The organism is Paenibacillus aurantius (assembly GCF_032268605.1).
GTDB classification, from domain to species: Bacteria; Bacillota; Bacilli; order Paenibacillales; family NBRC-103111; genus Paenibacillus_AO; species Paenibacillus_AO aurantius.
On record NZ_CP130318.1, the window covers coordinates 1,497,074 to 1,515,580 of the forward strand.

21 protein-coding genes are annotated in these 18,507 nt (G+C 56.2%); 10 read left to right on the forward strand and 11 right to left on the reverse strand.

Annotated features, from left to right (window positions below; genetic code table 11):
* Positions 1–2: 2 nt before the first annotated feature.
* The 7 genes from MJA45_RS07250 to MJA45_RS07280 all read right to left on the reverse strand — a co-directional run bounded on the left by MJA45_RS07250 (position 3) and on the right by MJA45_RS07280 (position 6,208).
* On the reverse strand, positions 3–1,094 hold the full coding sequence (locus tag MJA45_RS07250; protein WP_315606602.1) for a GerAB/ArcD/ProY family transporter: 1,092 nt from the start codon (positions 1,092–1,094) through the stop codon (positions 3–5).
* Complete coding sequence (locus MJA45_RS07255; protein WP_315606603.1) at positions 1,091–2,530, reverse strand: spore germination protein; 1,440 nt, start codon at positions 2,528–2,530, stop codon at positions 1,091–1,093. The genes MJA45_RS07250 and MJA45_RS07255 overlap by 4 nt, the downstream gene beginning before the upstream one ends.
* Positions 2,531–2,625: 95 nt before the next feature.
* Positions 2,626–2,982, reverse strand: a complete 357-nt coding sequence (locus MJA45_RS07260) for an NUDIX domain-containing protein (protein WP_315606604.1) — start codon at positions 2,980–2,982, stop codon at positions 2,626–2,628.
* 158 nt (positions 2,983–3,140) lie between these two features.
* Entirely contained in the window at positions 3,141–3,533 is a 393-nt protein-coding gene (locus MJA45_RS07265; protein ID WP_407083148.1) for a sensor histidine kinase, read from the reverse strand.
* A gap of 66 nt (positions 3,534–3,599) precedes the next feature.
* Entirely contained in the window at positions 3,600–4,241 is a 642-nt protein-coding gene (locus MJA45_RS07270) for an NUDIX hydrolase (RefSeq protein ID WP_315606606.1), read from the reverse strand.
* 34 nt (positions 4,242–4,275) lie between these two features.
* Positions 4,276–5,532, reverse strand: a complete 1,257-nt coding sequence (locus tag MJA45_RS07275) for a sensor histidine kinase (RefSeq protein ID WP_315606607.1) — start codon at positions 5,530–5,532, stop codon at positions 4,276–4,278.
* On the reverse strand, positions 5,522–6,208 hold the full coding sequence (locus tag MJA45_RS07280) for a response regulator transcription factor (RefSeq protein ID WP_315607953.1): 687 nt from the start codon (positions 6,206–6,208) through the stop codon (positions 5,522–5,524). Before MJA45_RS07280 ends, MJA45_RS07275 begins: the two co-directional genes overlap by 11 nt.
* 132 nt (positions 6,209–6,340) lie before the next feature.
* Between MJA45_RS07280 and MJA45_RS07285 the strand changes: the two genes are divergently transcribed.
* The 3 genes from MJA45_RS07285 to MJA45_RS07295 are packed head-to-tail and all read left to right on the forward strand — an operon-like array spanning position 6,341 to position 8,552.
* The gene (locus tag MJA45_RS07285) at positions 6,341–6,817 is read left to right on the forward strand and encodes an FMN-binding protein (RefSeq protein WP_315606608.1); all 477 of its coding nucleotides are present in this window, start codon (positions 6,341–6,343) and stop codon (positions 6,815–6,817) included.
* Positions 6,817–7,716: an FAD:protein FMN transferase gene (locus tag MJA45_RS07290; RefSeq protein WP_315606609.1), complete on the forward strand. Its 900-nt coding sequence runs from the start codon at positions 6,817–6,819 to the stop codon at positions 7,714–7,716. Before MJA45_RS07285 ends, MJA45_RS07290 begins: the two co-directional genes overlap by 1 nt.
* Complete coding sequence (locus tag MJA45_RS07295) at positions 7,713–8,552, forward strand: RnfABCDGE type electron transport complex subunit D (protein ID WP_315606610.1); 840 nt, start codon at positions 7,713–7,715, stop codon at positions 8,550–8,552. The genes MJA45_RS07290 and MJA45_RS07295 overlap by 4 nt, the downstream gene beginning before the upstream one ends.
* 161 nt (positions 8,553–8,713) lie before the next feature.
* Here the strand turns inward: MJA45_RS07295 and MJA45_RS07300 are convergent, their stop codons facing one another.
* The 3 genes from MJA45_RS07300 to MJA45_RS07310 all read right to left on the reverse strand — a co-directional run bounded on the left by MJA45_RS07300 (position 8,714) and on the right by MJA45_RS07310 (position 9,884).
* Positions 8,714–9,283: a manganese catalase family protein gene (locus MJA45_RS07300; protein WP_315606611.1), complete on the reverse strand. Its 570-nt coding sequence runs from the start codon at positions 9,281–9,283 to the stop codon at positions 8,714–8,716.
* A 107-nt stretch (positions 9,284–9,390) separates the two neighbouring features.
* A complete protein-coding gene (locus MJA45_RS07305; RefSeq protein ID WP_315606612.1) occupies positions 9,391–9,654 on the reverse strand; it encodes a spore coat protein CotJB in 264 nt (87 codons plus the stop codon).
* 2 nt (positions 9,655–9,656) lie between these two features.
* Entirely contained in the window at positions 9,657–9,884 is a 228-nt protein-coding gene (locus MJA45_RS07310; RefSeq protein ID WP_315606613.1) for a spore coat associated protein CotJA, read from the reverse strand.
* 320 nt (positions 9,885–10,204) lie between these two features.
* Between MJA45_RS07310 and MJA45_RS07315 the strand changes: the two genes are divergently transcribed.
* Complete coding sequence (locus MJA45_RS07315; RefSeq protein ID WP_315606614.1) at positions 10,205–10,885, forward strand: endonuclease/exonuclease/phosphatase family protein; 681 nt, start codon at positions 10,205–10,207, stop codon at positions 10,883–10,885.
* Here MJA45_RS07315 and MJA45_RS07320 read toward each other — a convergent pair whose 3' ends face one another.
* On the reverse strand, positions 10,886–12,214 hold the full coding sequence (locus tag MJA45_RS07320) for a bacillibactin exporter BcbE (protein ID WP_315606615.1): 1,329 nt from the start codon (positions 12,212–12,214) through the stop codon (positions 10,886–10,888).
* Positions 12,215–12,447: 233 nt separating this feature from the next.
* Between MJA45_RS07320 and MJA45_RS07325 the strand changes: the two genes are divergently transcribed.
* From MJA45_RS07325 to MJA45_RS07350, 6 genes are all read left to right on the forward strand, one after another.
* On the forward strand, positions 12,448–13,257 hold the full coding sequence (locus MJA45_RS07325) for an alpha/beta hydrolase family protein (protein ID WP_315606616.1): 810 nt from the start codon (positions 12,448–12,450) through the stop codon (positions 13,255–13,257).
* An 83-nt stretch (positions 13,258–13,340) separates the two neighbouring features.
* On the forward strand, positions 13,341–13,535 hold the full coding sequence (locus MJA45_RS07330; protein WP_315606617.1) for a YezD family protein: 195 nt from the start codon (positions 13,341–13,343) through the stop codon (positions 13,533–13,535).
* A gap of 128 nt (positions 13,536–13,663) precedes the next feature.
* A complete protein-coding gene (ssuE, locus tag MJA45_RS07335; protein ID WP_315606618.1) occupies positions 13,664–14,239 on the forward strand; it encodes an NADPH-dependent FMN reductase in 576 nt (191 codons plus the stop codon).
* A 701-nt stretch (positions 14,240–14,940) separates the two neighbouring features.
* Positions 14,941–15,246: an antibiotic biosynthesis monooxygenase family protein gene (locus tag MJA45_RS07340; RefSeq protein ID WP_315606619.1), complete on the forward strand. Its 306-nt coding sequence runs from the start codon at positions 14,941–14,943 to the stop codon at positions 15,244–15,246.
* A 13-nt stretch (positions 15,247–15,259) separates the two neighbouring features.
* Positions 15,260–16,339, forward strand: a complete 1,080-nt coding sequence (locus MJA45_RS07345; RefSeq protein WP_315606620.1) for a cobalamin-dependent protein — start codon at positions 15,260–15,262, stop codon at positions 16,337–16,339.
* A 35-nt stretch (positions 16,340–16,374) separates the two neighbouring features.
* Positions 16,375–18,456 carry an ATP-binding protein gene (locus tag MJA45_RS07350; protein ID WP_315606621.1) on the forward strand — a complete coding sequence of 694 codons (2,082 nt, stop codon included), beginning with the start codon at positions 16,375–16,377 and terminating at the stop codon, positions 18,454–18,456.
* The last annotated feature ends 51 nt before the right edge of the window (positions 18,457–18,507 follow it).

Here is an 18,507-nt window from a genome sequence, read left to right on the forward strand (position 1 = left end):
GGTTACCGTCCTCTCCGTATTCTCGAAACAATTAGCAGGATGGTTGGAATCAAGACAATTGCGATGGCTGTAGACGTGTTATGGTAATTGGCGAATTGAAGCATACGATGGCGGTCCGAACCCCAGAATCCCGCGGCAAAGCAAAGGAAAGCCAAAATCCAAACAAGAAGAGTATGCTTTTGAATTTCTTTGGTTCCGACGAAAGCAAGATAACGTGCGGCCATGAACAAATAAACGTAAGCCGTCACCAACGTTACCGAGAGCCATAGCATCATGAATAGAATATCGAGGTTTTGCACAACCGGCCATTTGAATTGACGCAAAATGAAAACCATCGGTTCAGGAACGAATCTGAGCTGATTCTCGCTAAGGCTGTATAACACAATCACCGATATCAATAAGTAAAACAAGGTTGTGACTCCGTTGGCGGCCGACAGGGCAATCAGAACATCTCTTTTTTTTCGGTACTTTACATAAGGGAAAACATAAAGGAGAAGTTCATATCCCGCATACGCCCAGAATGCCCGAAAGGAATCCAACATTATCGACCCAGCACCATGAGCGCCGATCGGCAGAAAATGACGGAAGTCTCCTTCTTCCAGTCCACCGCTGAATATCACAATGGCGCATCCGATCAGAAACATCACCATTATGGTTTGGGAGACAACGGCCAGTGAGCGAAGGGAGGACGATGCAATATAGGCCGCGATGAATAACATGAACCCAAATATGACAAACCAGGGCGTCGTAAACAATACCCACCGGTTGATCACGTCCGTGTAAGAGACCGTTACCAAGAGGCTTGACTCCAAGAAATAAACCGCAAGTAGGATATTGAGGATGGATGCCAATGGCTTGCCGACGATCGAGGACAAGTATCGGGGAAACGGCTGATCGGCATAATTCTTACCGAGCGCATAAATAATCAGTATGGCGGCTTGAGCGATCGCTCCCCCGACCAGCACGGATATCCATGCATCGTACCCCGATTTACGGGATTCTTCATACGGTATCGACAAAACGTGAACGCCAATTTGAGTCAACACAACGAGGACAAATAGTCTTGTTAGGGAAATTTGTTTTAGATGAATCATTCAGTCCAACCCCTTGGATCTTTAAGTCTGGTGTTGTCCTGCGCCAAGCTTTCCTTGGAACGTTTAGTCAAACTCCAGATTGGAGCCCGTAAGAAAGTATCCTTAATCGGCGCGCTTCCCAGCGCCGGGTAAAAGTAGGGAATACCCATGGTTTGTAACCGCGCCAGGTGAGCCAACGTCAGCAAAAAGGCGAATTCTAGCCCAATGAGCCCAAAAATCGCCGCCAAGGCGATAAACGCATAGGATAGTTGCCGGGCCGAACTGCTCATTTCGTAAGAAGGAATGATATAGGAAGCGACACCGGTAAAAGCCACCACGAAGACCATCATATTGGAAATTAAGTTAGATTGAACCACTACGGTCCCGATAACGATACCGCCGACGATCCCGATGGTCTGCCCGATGGGGCTTGCGAGTCGGACTGCCGCCTCCCTCAATATTTCAAGTACAACCAGCATTGTAACCGCTTCAAGAACCGGAGGCATGGCGATATATTGCATGGAGCTCTGCAAAGTAAGGGCGATTTCATACGGAAGAATGCGGGGGTCAAAAGTGACAAGCGCGACATAAGCGCCGGGTAAGCTGATGGCCATGATAAAACAAATAATTCGGAGTAATCGGAACATGCTTCCGAGTATCCATCCGATCTGGTAATCATCCGGACTTTGAAAGAACGCCCAGAATGATACGGGGACAATCAAGCAATCAGGAGAGCCGTCAGTCAATATCGCGATTTTCCCGTCCATCAAGTAAGACCTGACCCGGTCCGGTCTTTCCGTCACTAGTATTTGGGGAAATAACGAGAATCTTTGATCTTGAATCAACTCCTGAAGAAATCCGGGGGCTTCGACGTAATCAATGTTTATGCTCCGGATCCTTTTATCGAATTCCTTAAGGATATCCTGATTCGCAAGTGAACCCATATATAGTACAGTAACATTCGTATTGGATTTAACTCCGACAACATATGACTTTACGACGAGGTCAGGGGTCGCGACGAGTTTGCGCATGAGGTTGAGGTTGGTTTGCAGGTTTTCGATCAATCCCTCTTGGGATCCCCGCAGCACCCGTTCATTCACTGGAATATTTAACGAACGTTCTTTATTGAGTGAAGTGTCGAGCAAATAAAAAGTTGCTTTTCCGTGGATTTGAACGACCGTCTTCCCCTCGACCAACGCTTTTGCCGCATCCGTAAGCAAATCTGTTTCTTGATAGTCCAAAACCGAAACGGCATCGCGGACAGGGACATCCTTGTAGCGAAGCAAGGGGCGAATCACATGCTCTTGTACGACTTTATCATCCACCATCGTCTTTAAGTAAAATAGACGGAATGAGCTCTGACCAGATTTGATATCACTCGTGTTGAAGTCGGAACTGTTTGAGAACAATTTTAGAAGTTCATGCTTGTTAGTTTCAATGGATGAGTTAGCCTTCACGGGGAAATCCTCTCAGTCTTAAGGGTTTCACCTATTATCCCCAGGGATACCAGCATTATTCAATCCTAGGCATTTCCTTCCTTCGTCACATCTAGCTAAGGTTTGGTGGTGGGTCTTTCTAACCGGAATTTTTTACTACTAGGTTTAAAGAGGGGATCCCTTGCAGATAAAGGGTCGGAATTGTTTAATGTCCACAAAGACGTAATGAGAGGTCCATAAGAGGGGGGACGTGTCCGTAGAAGCGGGAAGTTGTAAAAAGGGGATGACAAATAATGTGATAGAAAGAATAGGTCCGTACCTAGCTCCTCCTTGAGCTCCCGGATGCCGTCGCTGACGTTTTCCCCCGCCTCGAGATGGCCGGCGGCGGTGATGTCGAACAGGCCCGGGTAGGTGTCCTTGCCGGGGTGCCTCCGCTGAAGGAGCAGACAGGGCTCCCCTTGCTCCCCTGTCATCCCGGGTGACGATCCTGCATGGAAAGTTTGGTGCCAGTACCCCTTGCGGTGAACTTCTTCCCGAGGGGCTTTTCCTATGGGGCGCCGGGCTTCGTCATAAATATCGAACCATTAGACGGACATGATGGGTTTCTTCCTCCTTTTTCTTTCATTCGGTTTTACGGCTCCGCACGCTTAGATCTTGGGAACAGGACCTCCACCCGGGTTCCGTGGTCCGGCTGGGAATCCAGCTGAATGCTCCCGCCATGCTCCTCAACAATCCATTTGGCAATGGACAAGCCCAGTCCCGTTCCTCCTTCGGCCCGCGAGCGGGCTTTGTCTCCCCGGTAAAAGCGTTCAAACACATGAGGGAGGTCTTCCTCCGAAATGCCCGAGCCGTTATCGGTGACGCGGATATAAACAGAATGGCCCCGGTATCCGCCGGCTACTTCGATTTTCCCGGATGAGGGGGTGTACTTCATCGCGTTATCGAGCAGGATGGCCAGGAGCTGCCGGATGCGCGCTTCCTCTCCCCATATGGAGATGAACCGAGGGGGGCTTTCTCGAGGGATACCGGCCGTCGGCCATCTTCGGGTTCTCGCATCTAAGCGAAGCCGAACTGGCCGAGGCCGCCGAAATCATGGCGCGGACAGGAAGCGCTCTACTCCTTCGAAAACCGTCCGGTAGTACCGGTCCGAGTGGGGCACGAGATCCGTCCTGACGAGCTCATGCGAGAAGGACCGGAGTACCCCGTCCGGGCCGGCTTCCACTCCCGGGGCCGTCAGCTTCTCCCGTGTTCCTTCCCACAGCTCCGTAAGCTCCCGGAGCTTTACCCGGATCAGGCCGGTCACCTCCTCGGGCTGCAGCCGGTAGGCCTCCATCGTCTGATCGCAGGCGTACAGGAAGACATGGCAAAACTCCCGGTCCGTGAGCCCGGGGCGGATGAAGCTTTCCTCGGCCAGGCAGCCGAGCGGAACCAGATCCCCGAAAGCGGCGGCGAGTCCAAGCTCTTCCTCGAGCTCCCGGATTCCGTCGCTGACGTCTTCTCCCGCCTCGAGATGACCGGCGGCGGTGATGTCGAACAGGCCCGGGTAAGTGTCCTTGCCGGGGTGTCTCCGCTGAAGCAGCAGGCAGGGCTCCCCTTGCTTTCCGTCTTCCCGGGTTAGGATCCAGCATTGAAAGGTTTGGTGCCAGTACCCCTCGCGGTGAACCTCCTCCCGCGGGGCTTTTCCTATGGGGCGCCGGGCTTCGTCATAAATATCGAACCATTCGACGGACATGGTGGTTTCTTCCTCCTTTTTCCTTCCTTCGGCTTTACGGCTCCGCACGCTTCGATCTTGGGAACAGCACTTCCACCCGGGTTCCGTTGTCCGGTAGGGAAACCAGCTGAATGCTCCCTCCATGCTCCTCTACAATCCATTTGGCAATGGACAAGCCCAGTCCCGTCCCTCCTTCGGCCCGAGTACGGGCTTTGTCTCCCCGGTAAAAGCGTTCAAACACATGAGGGAGGTCTTCCTCCGAAATGCCGCTGCCGTTATCGGTGACGCGGATATAGACGGCATGGCCCCGGTACCCGCCGGCTACTTCGATTCTCCCGGAGGGCGGGGTGTATTTCAGCGCATTATCGAGCAGGATGGCCATGAGCTGCCGGATGCGCGCTTCCTCTCCCCATAGAGACAGGGGAGTCTCGACGGCGGTTGTCATCTCGATGTCCTTGATGCCGGCCAGCAGCCGGAACGCCTCCGTCACCTCCCCCAGCAGGGACGCGAGATCAAGCGCCGACGGATGAATCTGAAGCTGATTGGAATCGGAGCGGGCCAAGGTCAGCAGGTCGTCCAGAAGCTTGCCCATCCTCTTGCTTTCCTGCAGCACCAGAGCGATCCGCGGGCTCTCTTCCTCGATGGAGCGGTCGGGATGCCGCAGCAGCATTTCGGTTTGGGCATGGATAACGGCCGTCGGGGTTCTCAGCTCATGGGAGGCATCCGCCACGAAGCGCTGCTGCTTCTCCCAGGAAAGCCGGATAGGAACGAGCGCGCGGCCTGCAAGAAACAGGCCGGCGAGAACGGAAACGACCCCTCCGGCGGTAATGCCGGCGGCTATATCCCACAGGAGAGCTCGGAGCGTGTTGTGCACATCCTCCAGATTCCGGACAAGGCTGACAGCCGCAATCGAGCTGGTGCCCGGATGGGACGCTTCGAACGCGAGCAGACGGTACTCTTTGCCGTCTATGGCCAGGGTGGAAGGGGTATCCTTATCGGACTGCCGAAAGGATGCGGTTTTCTCCGCCGGGAAGGAAAGCTTGGGCTGCTGCCCGATGAGCTCTCCCTTGGCATTCCAGAATAAGTAAACCGTGTTCTCGTCCTGTCCCGGATCGAGATGATCGCCCCGCAGGAATTCGGACGGATTGCGCAGCGATTCCAGTCTCTCCTTCGCCTTGCCGAGAATCTCGTCGGTTTCGTGGAACAGCCGGTAACGCATGTGAACGTACAGCCACGAGCTGAACACCGTGAGGATTAGAAGGAAGACGGCGGCATTCAGAAGAACCAGCCGGCGCCGGGTCCTAGCAAACATGGGAGTCTCCCCGGAACCGGTAGCCTACCCCCCGTACCGTCTGGAGGAGGGAGCCGGCGTCATGGGCCGAAAGCTTCTTGCGCAGATGATGGACATACACATCAACCGCCGACGTGGCGGCACCCGACTCGAGGCCCCATACCCGGTCGAAAATCTGCTCCCGGGTGAGAATCTGGTCCTTGTGGCACAGAAAGAACTCCAGCAGGTTGTATTCGGTTGCCGTCAAATGCAGCGGCGTTTCTCCCTGGAACGCATCCCGTGCCGCCGGAACGAGCCGGATGGGACCCCCCGTCAGCTCTCCCTGCGGACCGAGAGCGCCGCGCCCCCTCAGCACCGCCCGGATCCGGGCCATCAGCTCCGCCACGGCGAAGGGCTTCGTTACATAATCGTCCGCCCCGGCATCCAGGCCCGCCACCCGGTCTTCTACCGAATCCTTGGCCGTCAGCAGGATGATGGGGACCCGGACGCCCCGTTCGCGCAGCTGCTTTACAATCTCCACGCCGCTCATGCCGGGCAGCATAACGTCGAGCATGAGGAGATCGTGGATAGCAGGCTCCGCCAGGTAATAGCCGTCGTCGCCCGTTGAAGCGGTGTCGGTCAGGAAGCCCTCACTCTCGAGAAGGTCCCGGATCACTCGAAGCAGGGAAGGGTCATCCTCCACCACAAGTACACGCATGCCGGTTACCGCCTTTCGCCTTAATATGGTGTTCATTGTAGCAGATCCTTTGGTTTTAAGAAAATTTAAAGAATGCTCTCTTATAATGAAGCTTATCGGGGGTTATAAGACAGACAGCAGGAGGGAAAACCAATGGCGAAAATGAACAAAAAATGGGTGGTTCTGTGTTCCGCGGCTCTGGCAGCCGTCTATACGGCCGGCTATGCCGCGACGGAAACGGAGGCTTCCCTGCAGCAGCCGGCGGCCCAGCAGATCCAGCCGTCCCCGCAGGCACAAGGAAGCCCGTCGGCGGGGAGCGGATCCACGGCCGGCAAGAGCACCAAGGCAGGGAGCATCCGTCATACCTACAAGGACGGAACCTTTACTGGGATGGGAAGCAACCGAAGAGGCTCCATTCAGGTGGCGGTGACCATAAAGAACGACAAAATCACCGACGTCGAGATCAGCCGGTTCGCCATGCATTACTCGGAAAGCGATGTGGTCGGCCTGCCGGGCGAGGTTCTTCAGAAGCAAAGCGCCGGCGTAGCGAACGTATCGGGAGCGACCTACAGCACCGAAGCCTTCCGGGGGGCTGTCCAGCAAGCCCTTGACCAGGCGAGGAACGCCTGATGAAGACGAGACGAACCAAGTGGTACATGGATACGTTCGTCGATATCCAGGCGGTACCCGGCCGCGGAGTAACCGAGGAGGCGGCGGCCGGCATCGAGCGGGCGTTCGGTGCCTTCCGGAAGGTGGAGCAGGCGTGCAGCCGCTTCAGCCCGGACAGCGAGCTGATGACGATTTGCCGCCTGACACCGGCCGGAACGCCCGTTTCGGTCAGCCCCCTGCTCTATGAGCCGCTGCAATTCGCTCTCGAGCTGGCGGAATGGACGGGAGGGCGGTTTGATCCGTCTCTGGGCGGCCGGATGGAGGGCCTGGGCTTTAACCGGCACTATCTGACCGGAGAAACGATGCGGAGCGCCGTTTCGGGCTCGGCCACCTACCGGGACATCGTGTTAAACGGGGAAGACCGCTCCGTCACCCTGCTTCAGCCGCTGGTTCTCGACCTCGGGGCGGTGGCGAAAGGGTTTGCGATCGACCTGGCTGCCCGGGAGCTTGCCGGGTTGCAAGGCTTCCGGATTAATGCCGGAGGGGACCTGTATGCAGGGGGAGTGAACGAACAGGGACGGCCATGGGAAATCGGCATCCGGCATCCCTTCAAGCAAGAGAGCACGATCTGGGAGATGACCTTGTCGGATCAGGCCGTCTGCACCTCCGGAGGCTATGAGCGTCCAAGTCCGCTTCAGCCCGGCACCCACCACCTGATCGATCCCCCCACGGGGCGGTCGCCCGGGGAATGGGCCAGCTGCTCGATTATCGCCCCTTATGCCATGATGGCGGATGCGCTGGCTACGGCCGTCTTCGTTATGGGGAGGGAGGGGCTGGGGCTCGTGGAGGAGGCGGAAGCCGCCGCGGTCCTCGTTACCTCGGACGGATCAATCGTACAAGCAGGAAGGGGATTATCATGACGCTCAACCAATGGATTCGATCACCAAAAGGATATGTCACTGCCGCCTTATCGGCCTGTCTCCTTTTCGCTTCCCTCGGTTCGGGGGAAGCGAAAGGGATCGGAAACGCCATCGCGGCCGTCGGCTTAGCGGTGCTCGCGGATCTGGTGCTGCGCAGGCTGACCCGCAAGAAGCCCGTGCCTCCGGACGGTGCGGCCATCACCGGCCTTATTATCGCTTTGGTTCTGAGCACGACTGCCTCCTGGGCGGTGACCGCCGTTACGGCGGTTCTTGCGATAGGGTCCAAGCATTTTCTTACCTATAAGAACAAGCCTGTCTTTAATCCCGCCGCCTTCGGGCTTCTGCTGTCCATCATCTTATTCGGAACGGGGCAGAGCTGGTGGGGGGCGTTCGGGGATCTTCCGGCGTGGACCGTTATCGTTCTCCTTGCAGGAGGCTATGCGGTCACCGACCGGGTGAACAAGTACCCGCAGGTGTTTGCGTTCTTCGGAACGTACTTCGTGCTCCTGCTGCTGATGGGGCTGAACGGGACGGGAGACGCGGCTGACGCGCTTCGGCCGCCTTTTATTAACGCCGCCTTGTTCTTCGGCTTGTTTATGCTGACCGACCCTCCGACTTCCCCCGCCAAACCGAAGGAGCAGGTGGTTTTCGGGGTAGTCGCCGCCGGCGCGGGAGCCTTGGTCTATGCCCTATTCGGCGGCTTGATGTACCTGTTTATCGGGCTGCTGCTCGGCAATCTGTATCATTGGAGGAAAGCCCGTTTGAAGGTCACCGGAGTGCGGAAGGAAAATCCGTCCTTCGGGAAGACGGGAAAAGGAACGCTAGGAGAAAGATAGCCCAGAGGACTTTCTGCGGTCCAGCAGGGAAGGTCCGGCAGGCGGAACCGGACCCAAAAAGGACGAAAGCCTGGAATGCCGGCTTTCGTCCTTTTATTTGAGGTCCTTTAGGGGATACTAGTAAGGTCAGCTTTAGAGGCTCCTCACCCCCGCCAAACAGGTCAAAAAACCTTCTTCCGGTCGCGCTCTTCCTTAAGAATCTCGACCGCTTCCCGGAAACGCTGGGAATGGACGATTTCCCTTTCGCGCAAAAATTTGAGGGAGTCGTTCAGGTCGGGATCGTCGGACAGGTTGATGATCCACTGGTACGTGGCGCGGGCTTTCTCCTCGGCGGCGATGTCCTCGTACAGGTCGGCGATCGGATCTCCCTTGGCCGCTATGTAAGAAGCGGTCCACGGCACTCCGGCGGCGTTATGGTAGAACAAGGCGCTGCCGTGCGTCACGTAATGATCCTCGAGACCGGCGTCCCGGATTTGATCGGGAGTGGCGTCCTTGGTCAGCTTGTAGATCATCGCTGCGATCATTTCCAGGTGGGCGAATTCCTCCGTGCCGATATCGGTCAACAGCCCGATTACCTTGTCCGGAATGGTGTACCGCTGATTCAGGTAGCGAAGCGCGGCCGCAAGCTCGCCGTCGGCTCCCCCATACTGCTCGATCAAATATTTTGCCAGCCGGGGATTGCACTTGCTGACCTTAACGGGGTACATCAGTTTCTTCTCATAAACCCACATGGAATCATCAAGCCTCCTATCGGATATGCGTCTCTTTGGTAGGTCTCTCTATGGAAAGGACAGCAGGTGTCTTCTGCTTCAGTCTGAGTCTGCTCGTCGGGATTGGGTTAGATTTGCCACGGCCACGGGGCGCTGTTCCATTCCCAGGAGCTCGTGGAGGACTGCGGTTCGCCTTGGCGCAGCGGGCCGAATTGGGCTTCCACCCGTTCCTTGACTTCCTTGCGCTGCTCGGCCAGCTCATTGTACTGCTTCAGGGCTTCCTCATCATCGGGATGAGTATCCAAGTAAAGGGTAAGCTCGAAAAGCACAAAATCGGTGGACTGCAATTCTTTAAGCAGGTTCAGCGATTTGGTGGAGATGGTAGTGCTCATCATCAGGACTCCTTTGTTTTGGATTTGGTGAAGGGATTGCTGTAGGGGCCGAACAAGGCGGGCCAGAGCGTTCCTTTGTCCAGGGCGTCTTCGGGCTTGTACTGCTCCAATCCGGGTGGCTGGAAGCCCAGGTACAAGTTCGGAGGAGTTTCGTATACCTTCTCCTTCAACGGGGGACAAGGGTCCTGCTTGCTCAAGAAAGGCTTGAAGGTCTTGCGGTCGGTGGACATGCCGTATTCCTCCTTTGACGTTCGGTTCGTTACGATCAGCCGGCAGCACAAAAACAGCACAAGACAAGCGAGATGCCGTTCTTATCGGAACAAGCACTTGCCGTCAGCAATAAGTAAGGGCTTTCTTTTTGGCCCATCCCTCATTCTTACCCTCTCGGGAAAGGACTCAAACACAATTATTGGAATGGAAAAGGGGACGGGCGTTTCGGGCGGGAAGGCCGGTTATTTGCCCGTTCCTCGGCGGTTATGCTACCATTTGCGTACAGATTAGACGGACGGCCGAACGACCCCCGGCTGCCGCCTGCAAAGGAGATTGCTTTGTGCATTTGAAAATCATGACCTTCAACATACACCGGGCGGAAGGGATGGACGGAAGAACGGATCTCGGACGCATTGCCGAGGTGATCCGCCGCTCCGGAGCCGATGTGGCGGCGCTGCAGGAAGTGGACCGGTACCAGCCCCGCAGCGGATGGAAGGACCAGATCAAGCTTCTCGCCCGGGAGCTAGGCATGCAGTCCGCCTTCGCCCCGAGCCTTAACTTGAGGTTCCTACAGTACGGCAACGGCCTGTTGTCCCGCTTCCCGATTCTGGAGCAGTCCTTCTCTTTCATGCCCGGCTTGACGGAGAGAAGGAGCGTCCTGAAAGTAAGACTGTCGGTAGAGGGAAGAGAACTGACGGTGGTCAATACCCACCTGGGGGTGGCGGAGCGGGAGAGACGCAAGCAGGTCCCTTTGCTGATGAGGAGCCTGGAGGAGGTTAAAGGCCCGGCCGTGCTGCTCGGCGACTTCAACATGGGGGCCGGCAACCGGCTTATGAAGCCGATTGAGGAGCATTGGGCCAAAGTTCATCTGCAGCGTCAGATGAAGACGCTCGTTTACGGAGGCGAGATCGACCATGTGCTCGTCACTCCCGGCATCACCGCGAAAGCCTGGGTAACCGAGACGGATGCGTCCGATCATTACCCTGTCACGGCGGAGATGGTGGTTCACCGCCAAGGATAATCAGGAACGGCGGGGACGTCTCGGGATAAACAAGACTTCCTTGCGCAAGGAGCCGGTCCGGCTCGTGAAGATGACTTGGCCCGTCCGCCGGCCCCGGGTGACGGTGCGGGCTCTCCGTTTGCCGGAGGGAGCTTGGCCCGGCTTGATGGCGAACAGGGACAGCACGGCAGAGATGAGGCACATGGCGGCAATAGCGAAGAACATCAGTGCCGGAGAGAAGCGGTCGGACAGGATGGACGCGGCGGGCGGCCCGGCGGCTACCCCGGCGAACCGGATGCTGCTGTAGATGGACGTGATCGTGCCGCGCTGCTCCTTCTTGATTCCTTCTGTAAGGAAGGCGTCCAGACAGGGGAGGGCGAGTCCGATTCCGATCCCGGACAGGCAGAGAAGGCCGATCAGCACATAGAGCGAAGGATGAAAAAAGCCGCAGGCCGACACGGCCGCCGTCAGGAACAGCATCCCGAGGAAGGTCAGCCACTTCATCCTCTTCTTGTTCCGGCCGATAGCCCGGCCGGTGAAGTAGGAAGTCAGGCTGAGGGCAGCCAGCGGAATGGCAAGGATGCTTCCCTTCCGAATTCCGTCGACGCCGTACTGCTCCTCGAGCATGCCCGACAGAAAGAACAGCGTGGCGAAGACCACGAACATGCAGATTCCGCCTATGAAGAAGATCGCGTACAGCCAGCGGCCCTTTTGCTTGAAGATGGCCTTCAAATGCTTCCAGAACCTTCCCATGCTGACCGGCGGCGCTTCGCGGTCCTTGGGGGTTCGGACCAGGAAGAGGACCATAAGAATGGAGATCAGGCAGAAGACGGGAATGGCCCAGAAGGGCAGGAACCAGATCCAGGAGGCAAGGAGGGAGCCGAGAATGGGGCTGATGACCTTCCCGGCCGTATTGGACGTCTCGATAAGCCCCAGGCCGCTGCTCACATCCCTTTGGCGGTGGAACATGTCGCCTACGAGCGGCATGACGATCGGTGCCGCCCCGGCGGCGCCTACTCCCTGAAGGACCCGTCCTATCAGGATGTACAGATAAGCGTTATTGAGCTTCCAGGCGGCGTATCCGGAAAGGGCTCCTCCCAGACCCGCGATGATCAGACTCGGGACAATCACCTTTTTGCGGCCCAGGCGGTCGGACAGAATTCCGGCAATAGGAATGAGAGGGATCGCGACCAAAGAGTATACCGTTATAATCAGGCTTACCTGCAGGGAGGTAACCGTGAGCGTCTTGCGGATGCCCGGCAGAATCGGGATGAGCATGGAGTTTCCGAGCGTCATGATAAGAGGAATCGAGGCAAGGGAGATCAGGTCCCATTTTTTTCCGGCTTCCATGTACTCCTCAACTCCTTCTTAAGAATGGCTTGGCGGGCATCAAAAAGCCGTGAGAATGCTTCTCTAATATGCAACGTGAGGGGAAGGCCTATACTTCTTCCATAGGGAGAAAAAACAATTGACGGCATGGGTGCAAGATGCTAATATAACGTTAATACCAAGTAAGACAATAGGAATTATAGGTTAAGGACAGGGCCAACTCCCTCTCCTGCATCTATCGAAAGGAGATCCCTATGGAACAGCAAGCTGTCATTGCCTCCCCTAACGGAAAGCTGGCCGCCACCATTCACCGACCCCCTGCTGAGGGGAATCAAACTCCTGCCCGTAAGCCGCTTGTGATCATCTGTCACGGCTTCCTCGGCAACCGCATTGGGGTGGACCGTCTCTTCGTGAAGACGGCGAGAGCCCTCAGCTCCAGCGGGTTCCTGGTGATCCGTTTCGATTATGCCGGCTGCGGGGAAAGCGAGGGTGACTACGGCCGCGGCGGACTTCATGAACTGATTGCGGAGACGAGATCCGTCATCGACTTCGGTCTTTCCTTACCGGATGCTGACCCGGACCGGGTTATTCTTCTCGGGCACAGTCTGGGCGGCGCGGCGGCAATCCACACGGCGGTCGAAGACAACCGGGTCAACAAGCTCGTGCTGTGGTCGCCGGTAGCCAATCCGTTTAACGACATCGTCCGCATTGTGGGACGGCCTCTCTATGAGGAAGTCCTCGGGAAAGGCAGAGCCGACTATTACGGCTACGGCCTGACCGCCGGTTTCTTCGAATCCCTGTCCAAGCATCATCCGTTTCAAGAGGTGAAGAAATTCCCTGGGGACGTTCTTCTTGCGCATGGAACCAGCGACGAGGTCATTCCCGTCGACTACAGCTTTCTGTACCAGAAGGTCCTCCGGATCCGGCCTGCCGGCCACTGCGACAAGGAAATCATTTACCGCGCGGATCATACTTATTCCTCAGAAGACAGCGTCAAACAGCTGATCGGCAAAACCATCGAATGGCTCGGCTTCACGATGGCTCCGCAGAGCTATTTTATTTGATTCAAATCCGCCTAAACGGATGGGGATAATCATAATTAGCTTTGCCGTTTAGGCTAAACACTATTCAGGGTGGAGGAAAAAGCATGGCAAAGCCTCTGGAGATCGACGATCTGTGGAAGAGCCGCATTGTGAAAAGCTTATCCGGGATGGAGTACGGTTCCGTTCAGATCATCGTCCATGAAGGGCGGATCGTGCAGATTGAGAGAACGGAGCGTAAGCGGTTTGATGCCGTCAGCGCCTCCAGGCAGGACGTTTCCGGCCGTACCGCCGGCCAATAGCGCCTTATTAACCGAATAATTCCGTCTACCGGACAGCCGGAGACCTGCCGCCTTAAGCTTGAAGCTTAGGGAAGTAGGTCTTTTTTTATGGCCGTCTGCCGTAAGTGACAATCGGGAGGAGATCAACCATGGGAAAAGTGATACTGATTTCAGGAAGTCCGTCTATCTCGTCAAGAACGACGGGGGTGCTGGATTACGCCGAGCGGCTCGTCCGGGAGGCCGGCCACACGGCCCAATGGATCCACGTCCGGGAGCTGCCGGCGGAGGATTTGCTTCATGCGAAATTCGACAGTCCGGCCATCCTGGAGGCCAACCGGCTTGTGGAGGAGGCGGATGCGGTCATCCTCGCAACCCCGGTCTACAAGGCCTCGTATACGGGTGTGCTTAAAGCGTTTCTCGATCTGCTCCCGCAGAAGGGACTGGCCGGCAAAATCGTCCTTCCGCTCGCCGTCGGAGGCACGATCGCCCATCTGCTCGCCATCGATTATGCCCTGAAGCCGGTGCTGTCGGCTTTGGGCTCGCCCACTCTCCTCGGAGGAGTATTCCTCCTGGATTCCCAAATCCAGCGGACGGAGGACGGCTTCGAGCTGAACGGGGAAATCGCCGCCCGGTTGAAGGAGGCTCTCTCCGAATTTAACTCGGAGGTCCACTGGCATACCCGCAAATATTCTGCGGCGGAAAGGAGAGGAAGCAGCGTCGGATAACGGTTTTCAAACGGTGAGCAAAAGGGGAGATCCGTCCAAAAATAAGAGAAGCGGAGGAAGGGGAAGACAAGACGGCGTACAATAACGGAAGCCGGCCCGGCGAGAGAACCCCGGAGGACTAAGTTTACACCTGGGAGCTTGCCCCATGACGCCAACGTGGGTGAGACCGAGCTCGTTCTTGCTGCGGATTACCGCCGGGGACCTGATCCATGGGGGCTGGCGGTCCTAATCCAGCCGATTCGATCCAAGGAGGAAGTCCATGTCCGAGCAGTGGAAATCGTATTTGTTTGCGGCCGCTTGTCTGGTTCTGGGCATCTGCCTGCTCGTTCCGGGCTGCACGAAAGGTCTGCCCTGACCCCTTTAGTGACTTATCCGCAAATGAAGTTCTGCTTTCCTATTGATTATCGTGCGCCCTACAGAAGCTTTCTCGCCAACAAAGTTACCGAATAAGGCACTGGTTCCATCGAAGCAGAGGCTCCGCCGGAAGGCGGGGCTTTTCGGCGTTTCCCGAGAAGAGTAAACGGGTTAGGGGAGGGGGAAAGGTAAGTGGTTAAGTGCGGATTTAAGATTTATGCTATAATAGCAAGTGAAAAAAACGTATAGGACAGGCAGGAGGTAGCAGGACCAGAGAACCAGTGGCCTCCTGTTTTCGGTCTTAGGAAAGAAAAAAAAGCCCACTGTCCATAGAAGGAGGGGGATTCATGTATATTGTTCAATCGATCGTTACCGTTCCGGAAGAAAAAGCCGAAGAGGTGATCGGTCTGTACCAGAACCGGTCCCGCTCGGTCGACCGGCAGCCGGGTTTTCTTTCTTTCCAGCTGCTTCAGAACGAAGCCAAGCCGGAGGAGCTGACCGTGCATATGACCTGGGAGACGAAAGAAGCTTACGTCTCTTGGGTGACCAGTGAAGATTTCAAACGAATTCATGAGCTGGAGAAGAAATACCCGGATCAGGAGCTGGCGAATATTAAGCCGACCGTGCGCCGGTTCCTCGTCCGGGCAGAATAAAGGGGGGAGTGCCGTGGAGAAGACGACTACAGGGAGTGCCCATCAAACCGCTGGGTCGATCATCGCCGAGCGGAAGGAAGAGCTGGCGGATCTCGTTACCCGAATGCAGTATGAGCAGCAGCCGGACCTGATGGTCCGTTTCGGGGAGAACGGCCGCAGGCGCACCCGCCAGGACACGCTATATAACCTGAAATATTTATCCGAAAGCATCCAAATGCAGAGTCCCTTGCTGTTCTCCAGCTACATCAGTTGGCTCAAGACCCTGCTTGCCGGCTATAAGGTGACGTCCGAGGAGCTGGCGGTTAACCTGAGAGCCATGAAGGAGGCGATCCGGGAAATAGTGGACGAAGAGGTATACCTAATCGTACAAGACTATCTAGACCCGGCCATCCGCCAGGTAGAGCTTCCTCTTGGGGAAAGCCCGACCTTTCTGGAGGAAGGCACGCCGCTTCATCAGGAAGCGGAGCTGTACACCCAGATGCTTCTCAAGGGAGACCGGATGGCGGCGAGCGAGCTGATCATGCAGCTGGCCCGCACGAGGACGGTGGAGGAGATCTATCTCCATATCTTTCAACGGTCCCAATATGAGATCGGACGGCTGTGGCAGACCAATCAGATTAATGTCGCCCAGGAGCATTACTGTACGGCGGCTACGCAGATGATCATGTCGCAGCTGTATCCTTATATTTTCGCCACAGCCCGCAAGGGACGGAATCTCGTCGCCGCCTGCGTAGGGGAGGAGCTTCACGAAATCGGCCTGCGCATGGTGTCTGACTTTTTTGAGATGGAAGGCTGGGACACTTATTATTTAGGAGCCAACGTCCCGAAGCGCTCGATTATCCAGAGCATCATCGACAAGAAGGCCGACGTTATGGCGATCTCCGCGACCATGACCTTTCACGTCAACCTGGTAAAGGACCTGATTCAAGAAATCCGCAGCCACGAGGCTTGCCGGGATACGAAAATTATCGTGGGTGGACTGCCGTTTAACATCGACCAGGAGCTTTGGAGAAGCGTTGGGGCGGACGGCTTTGCCCGGGATGCCAAGCAAGCGATTGCCAGCGCAACCGGCCTGATCGGGGCCGCGGGTTAAAGCCATAGGAACGGCTATCGAATGGGAGGTTATTCGTGACAGAAGATCGGGATACCGTTATTTCCCTGCTTTGTGACCATGACGGGCGAATCGCCCATATCATACGGGACGACTTGAACTTGTCCGGCAAGCTGGACCCCACCCGGGGAGTCCATTCGATTATGGACGAGATGAACTCCTTGAAATTCAAGGAATTTCTGAAGGAAGTTAGAGAGAACAAAGCCATTTTCAATTGGGAGCTGAACATTAACTTAGGAGAGCGCACGGAGCTGTTCTATTTTAATGGAGGACTCTTTGAGGAGAACATCCTTGTCGTAGGGTCCCGTTACAATTCGATTTATTCGTATTTCTATGATGAGTTGATGAAGATCAACAACCAGCAGATGGTGTCGCTTAGGGATACCATCAAGAAGCTTTCCCAGGAGATGATCCAGAAGCTAGAGCAGGAGCAGAAGGCCTATGATGAGTTCTCGGCGCTGAACAATGAGCTTGTCTCTCTGCAGAGGCAGCTGGCCAAGACGAACATCGAGCTCAAGCTTTCGAAAGAGAGTGCGGAGCAGGCCAACCAGACGAAGAGCACCTTCCTGGCGACGATGAGCCACGAAATCCGGACCCCGATGAACGGGATCATCGCCATGGCGGAGCTGCTCTATCATTCCACTCTGTCGGATGCGCAGAAGAAGTCGGTATCCATCATACTGGATTCCGGCAACCTGCTGCTGACGATCATCAACGATATTCTCGATCTGTCCAAGATTGAGGCGGGTCAAATGAGGCTCGAAATCAAGGGCTTCCAGCTCAAAACGCTGATCGATCATATCATTCAGCTGATGGAGCCGAGGGCGGACAAGCGTCACAACGCCATCGTTCACCGGATTCATCCCGGCATTGAGAACAACCTGCTCGGGGATTCGGACCGAATCCGGCAAATTCTGCTTAACCTCGTCGGAAATGCAATCAAATTTACCGAGGAGGGGCGGATCGACATCAACGTCGACCTGCTGGCCGATACGGGGGCCAAGCAGCGGCTGCTTTTTGAGGTCAAGGATACGGGAATCGGGATTTCGGAGGAGAACGTCAAGAAGCTGTTCGAGCCGTTCTTCCAGGCGGACAATTCCTTTACCCATAAATACAGCTCGACCGGACTGGGCCTCTCGATTTCAAGACGGCTGCTGGAGCTCATGAACGGCAAAATCGGAGTGAAGAGCAAGCTGGGCAAAGGGTCCACGTTCTGGTTCGAGCTGGAGCTGGAGAAGCATTCCGTCACCTCTACCTACGAAGACCGAAGGGCCGCCGGCGAGGGACCGGACGGACGGAAATTCACCGCCTCCCTGAAAGGCAAGGACCTGAACCTGCCGGTGCTGCTGGCGGAGGATAATCCCATTAACCAGCAGGTCGCCCTGCTGCAGCTGAAGAAGCTGGGGATTCCAAAGGTTATTCCGGTAGGAAACGGGCAGGAAGCGCTGGATGAGATCATGCAGAACAGCTTCGCCCTCGTCCTCATGGACAACCAGATGCCGGTCATGAACGGCTTCGAGGCTACCGGACGGATTCGCGAATGGGAGAAGGAGAACGGCCTGCCTCGTCTTCCCATCATCGCCATGACGGCAAATGCCATGCAGGGTGACCGGGACCGCTGTATTCAGGCGGGAATGGATGACTACATGACGAAGCCGGTCAACCTGGAGAAGATGAAGGAAGTCCTCTCCCGCTGGATGCCGGGCGAGGCCGTTGTCAAGGAGGAAGCCTCTCCCGAGCCGAATGCCGCTCCGGTGCTTGACCTGCAGATCATTGAGGAGATCATCGCCCTGAACGAAGACCAGGACCGTTCCATCCTGGGCGCCCTCTTCGAGCTGTACTGCCAGGATACGCCTAACAAGATCGATCAGCTGAAGAAGGCGGTCGGGGAGCAGGACAGTGAGCAGGCACGTGCCCTCGCCCATGACCTGAAATCCTCCAGCGCGAGCCTGGGGCTGAAATCGCTCGCCAACTACTTCGAGCGCTTGGAGCTGGCAGGCCGAAGCGGAGACTTGTCTCCGGCCGGGCATCTGCTCGAAGAGGTGGACGAGCATTACCCGGAAGCATGCAAGGAGTTTACCAAGATTCTTCAAGGGTAACGACCAAGCCGGGACACCAGCTTAAGCGGAAGGCTCTTATGGCAAGTCATG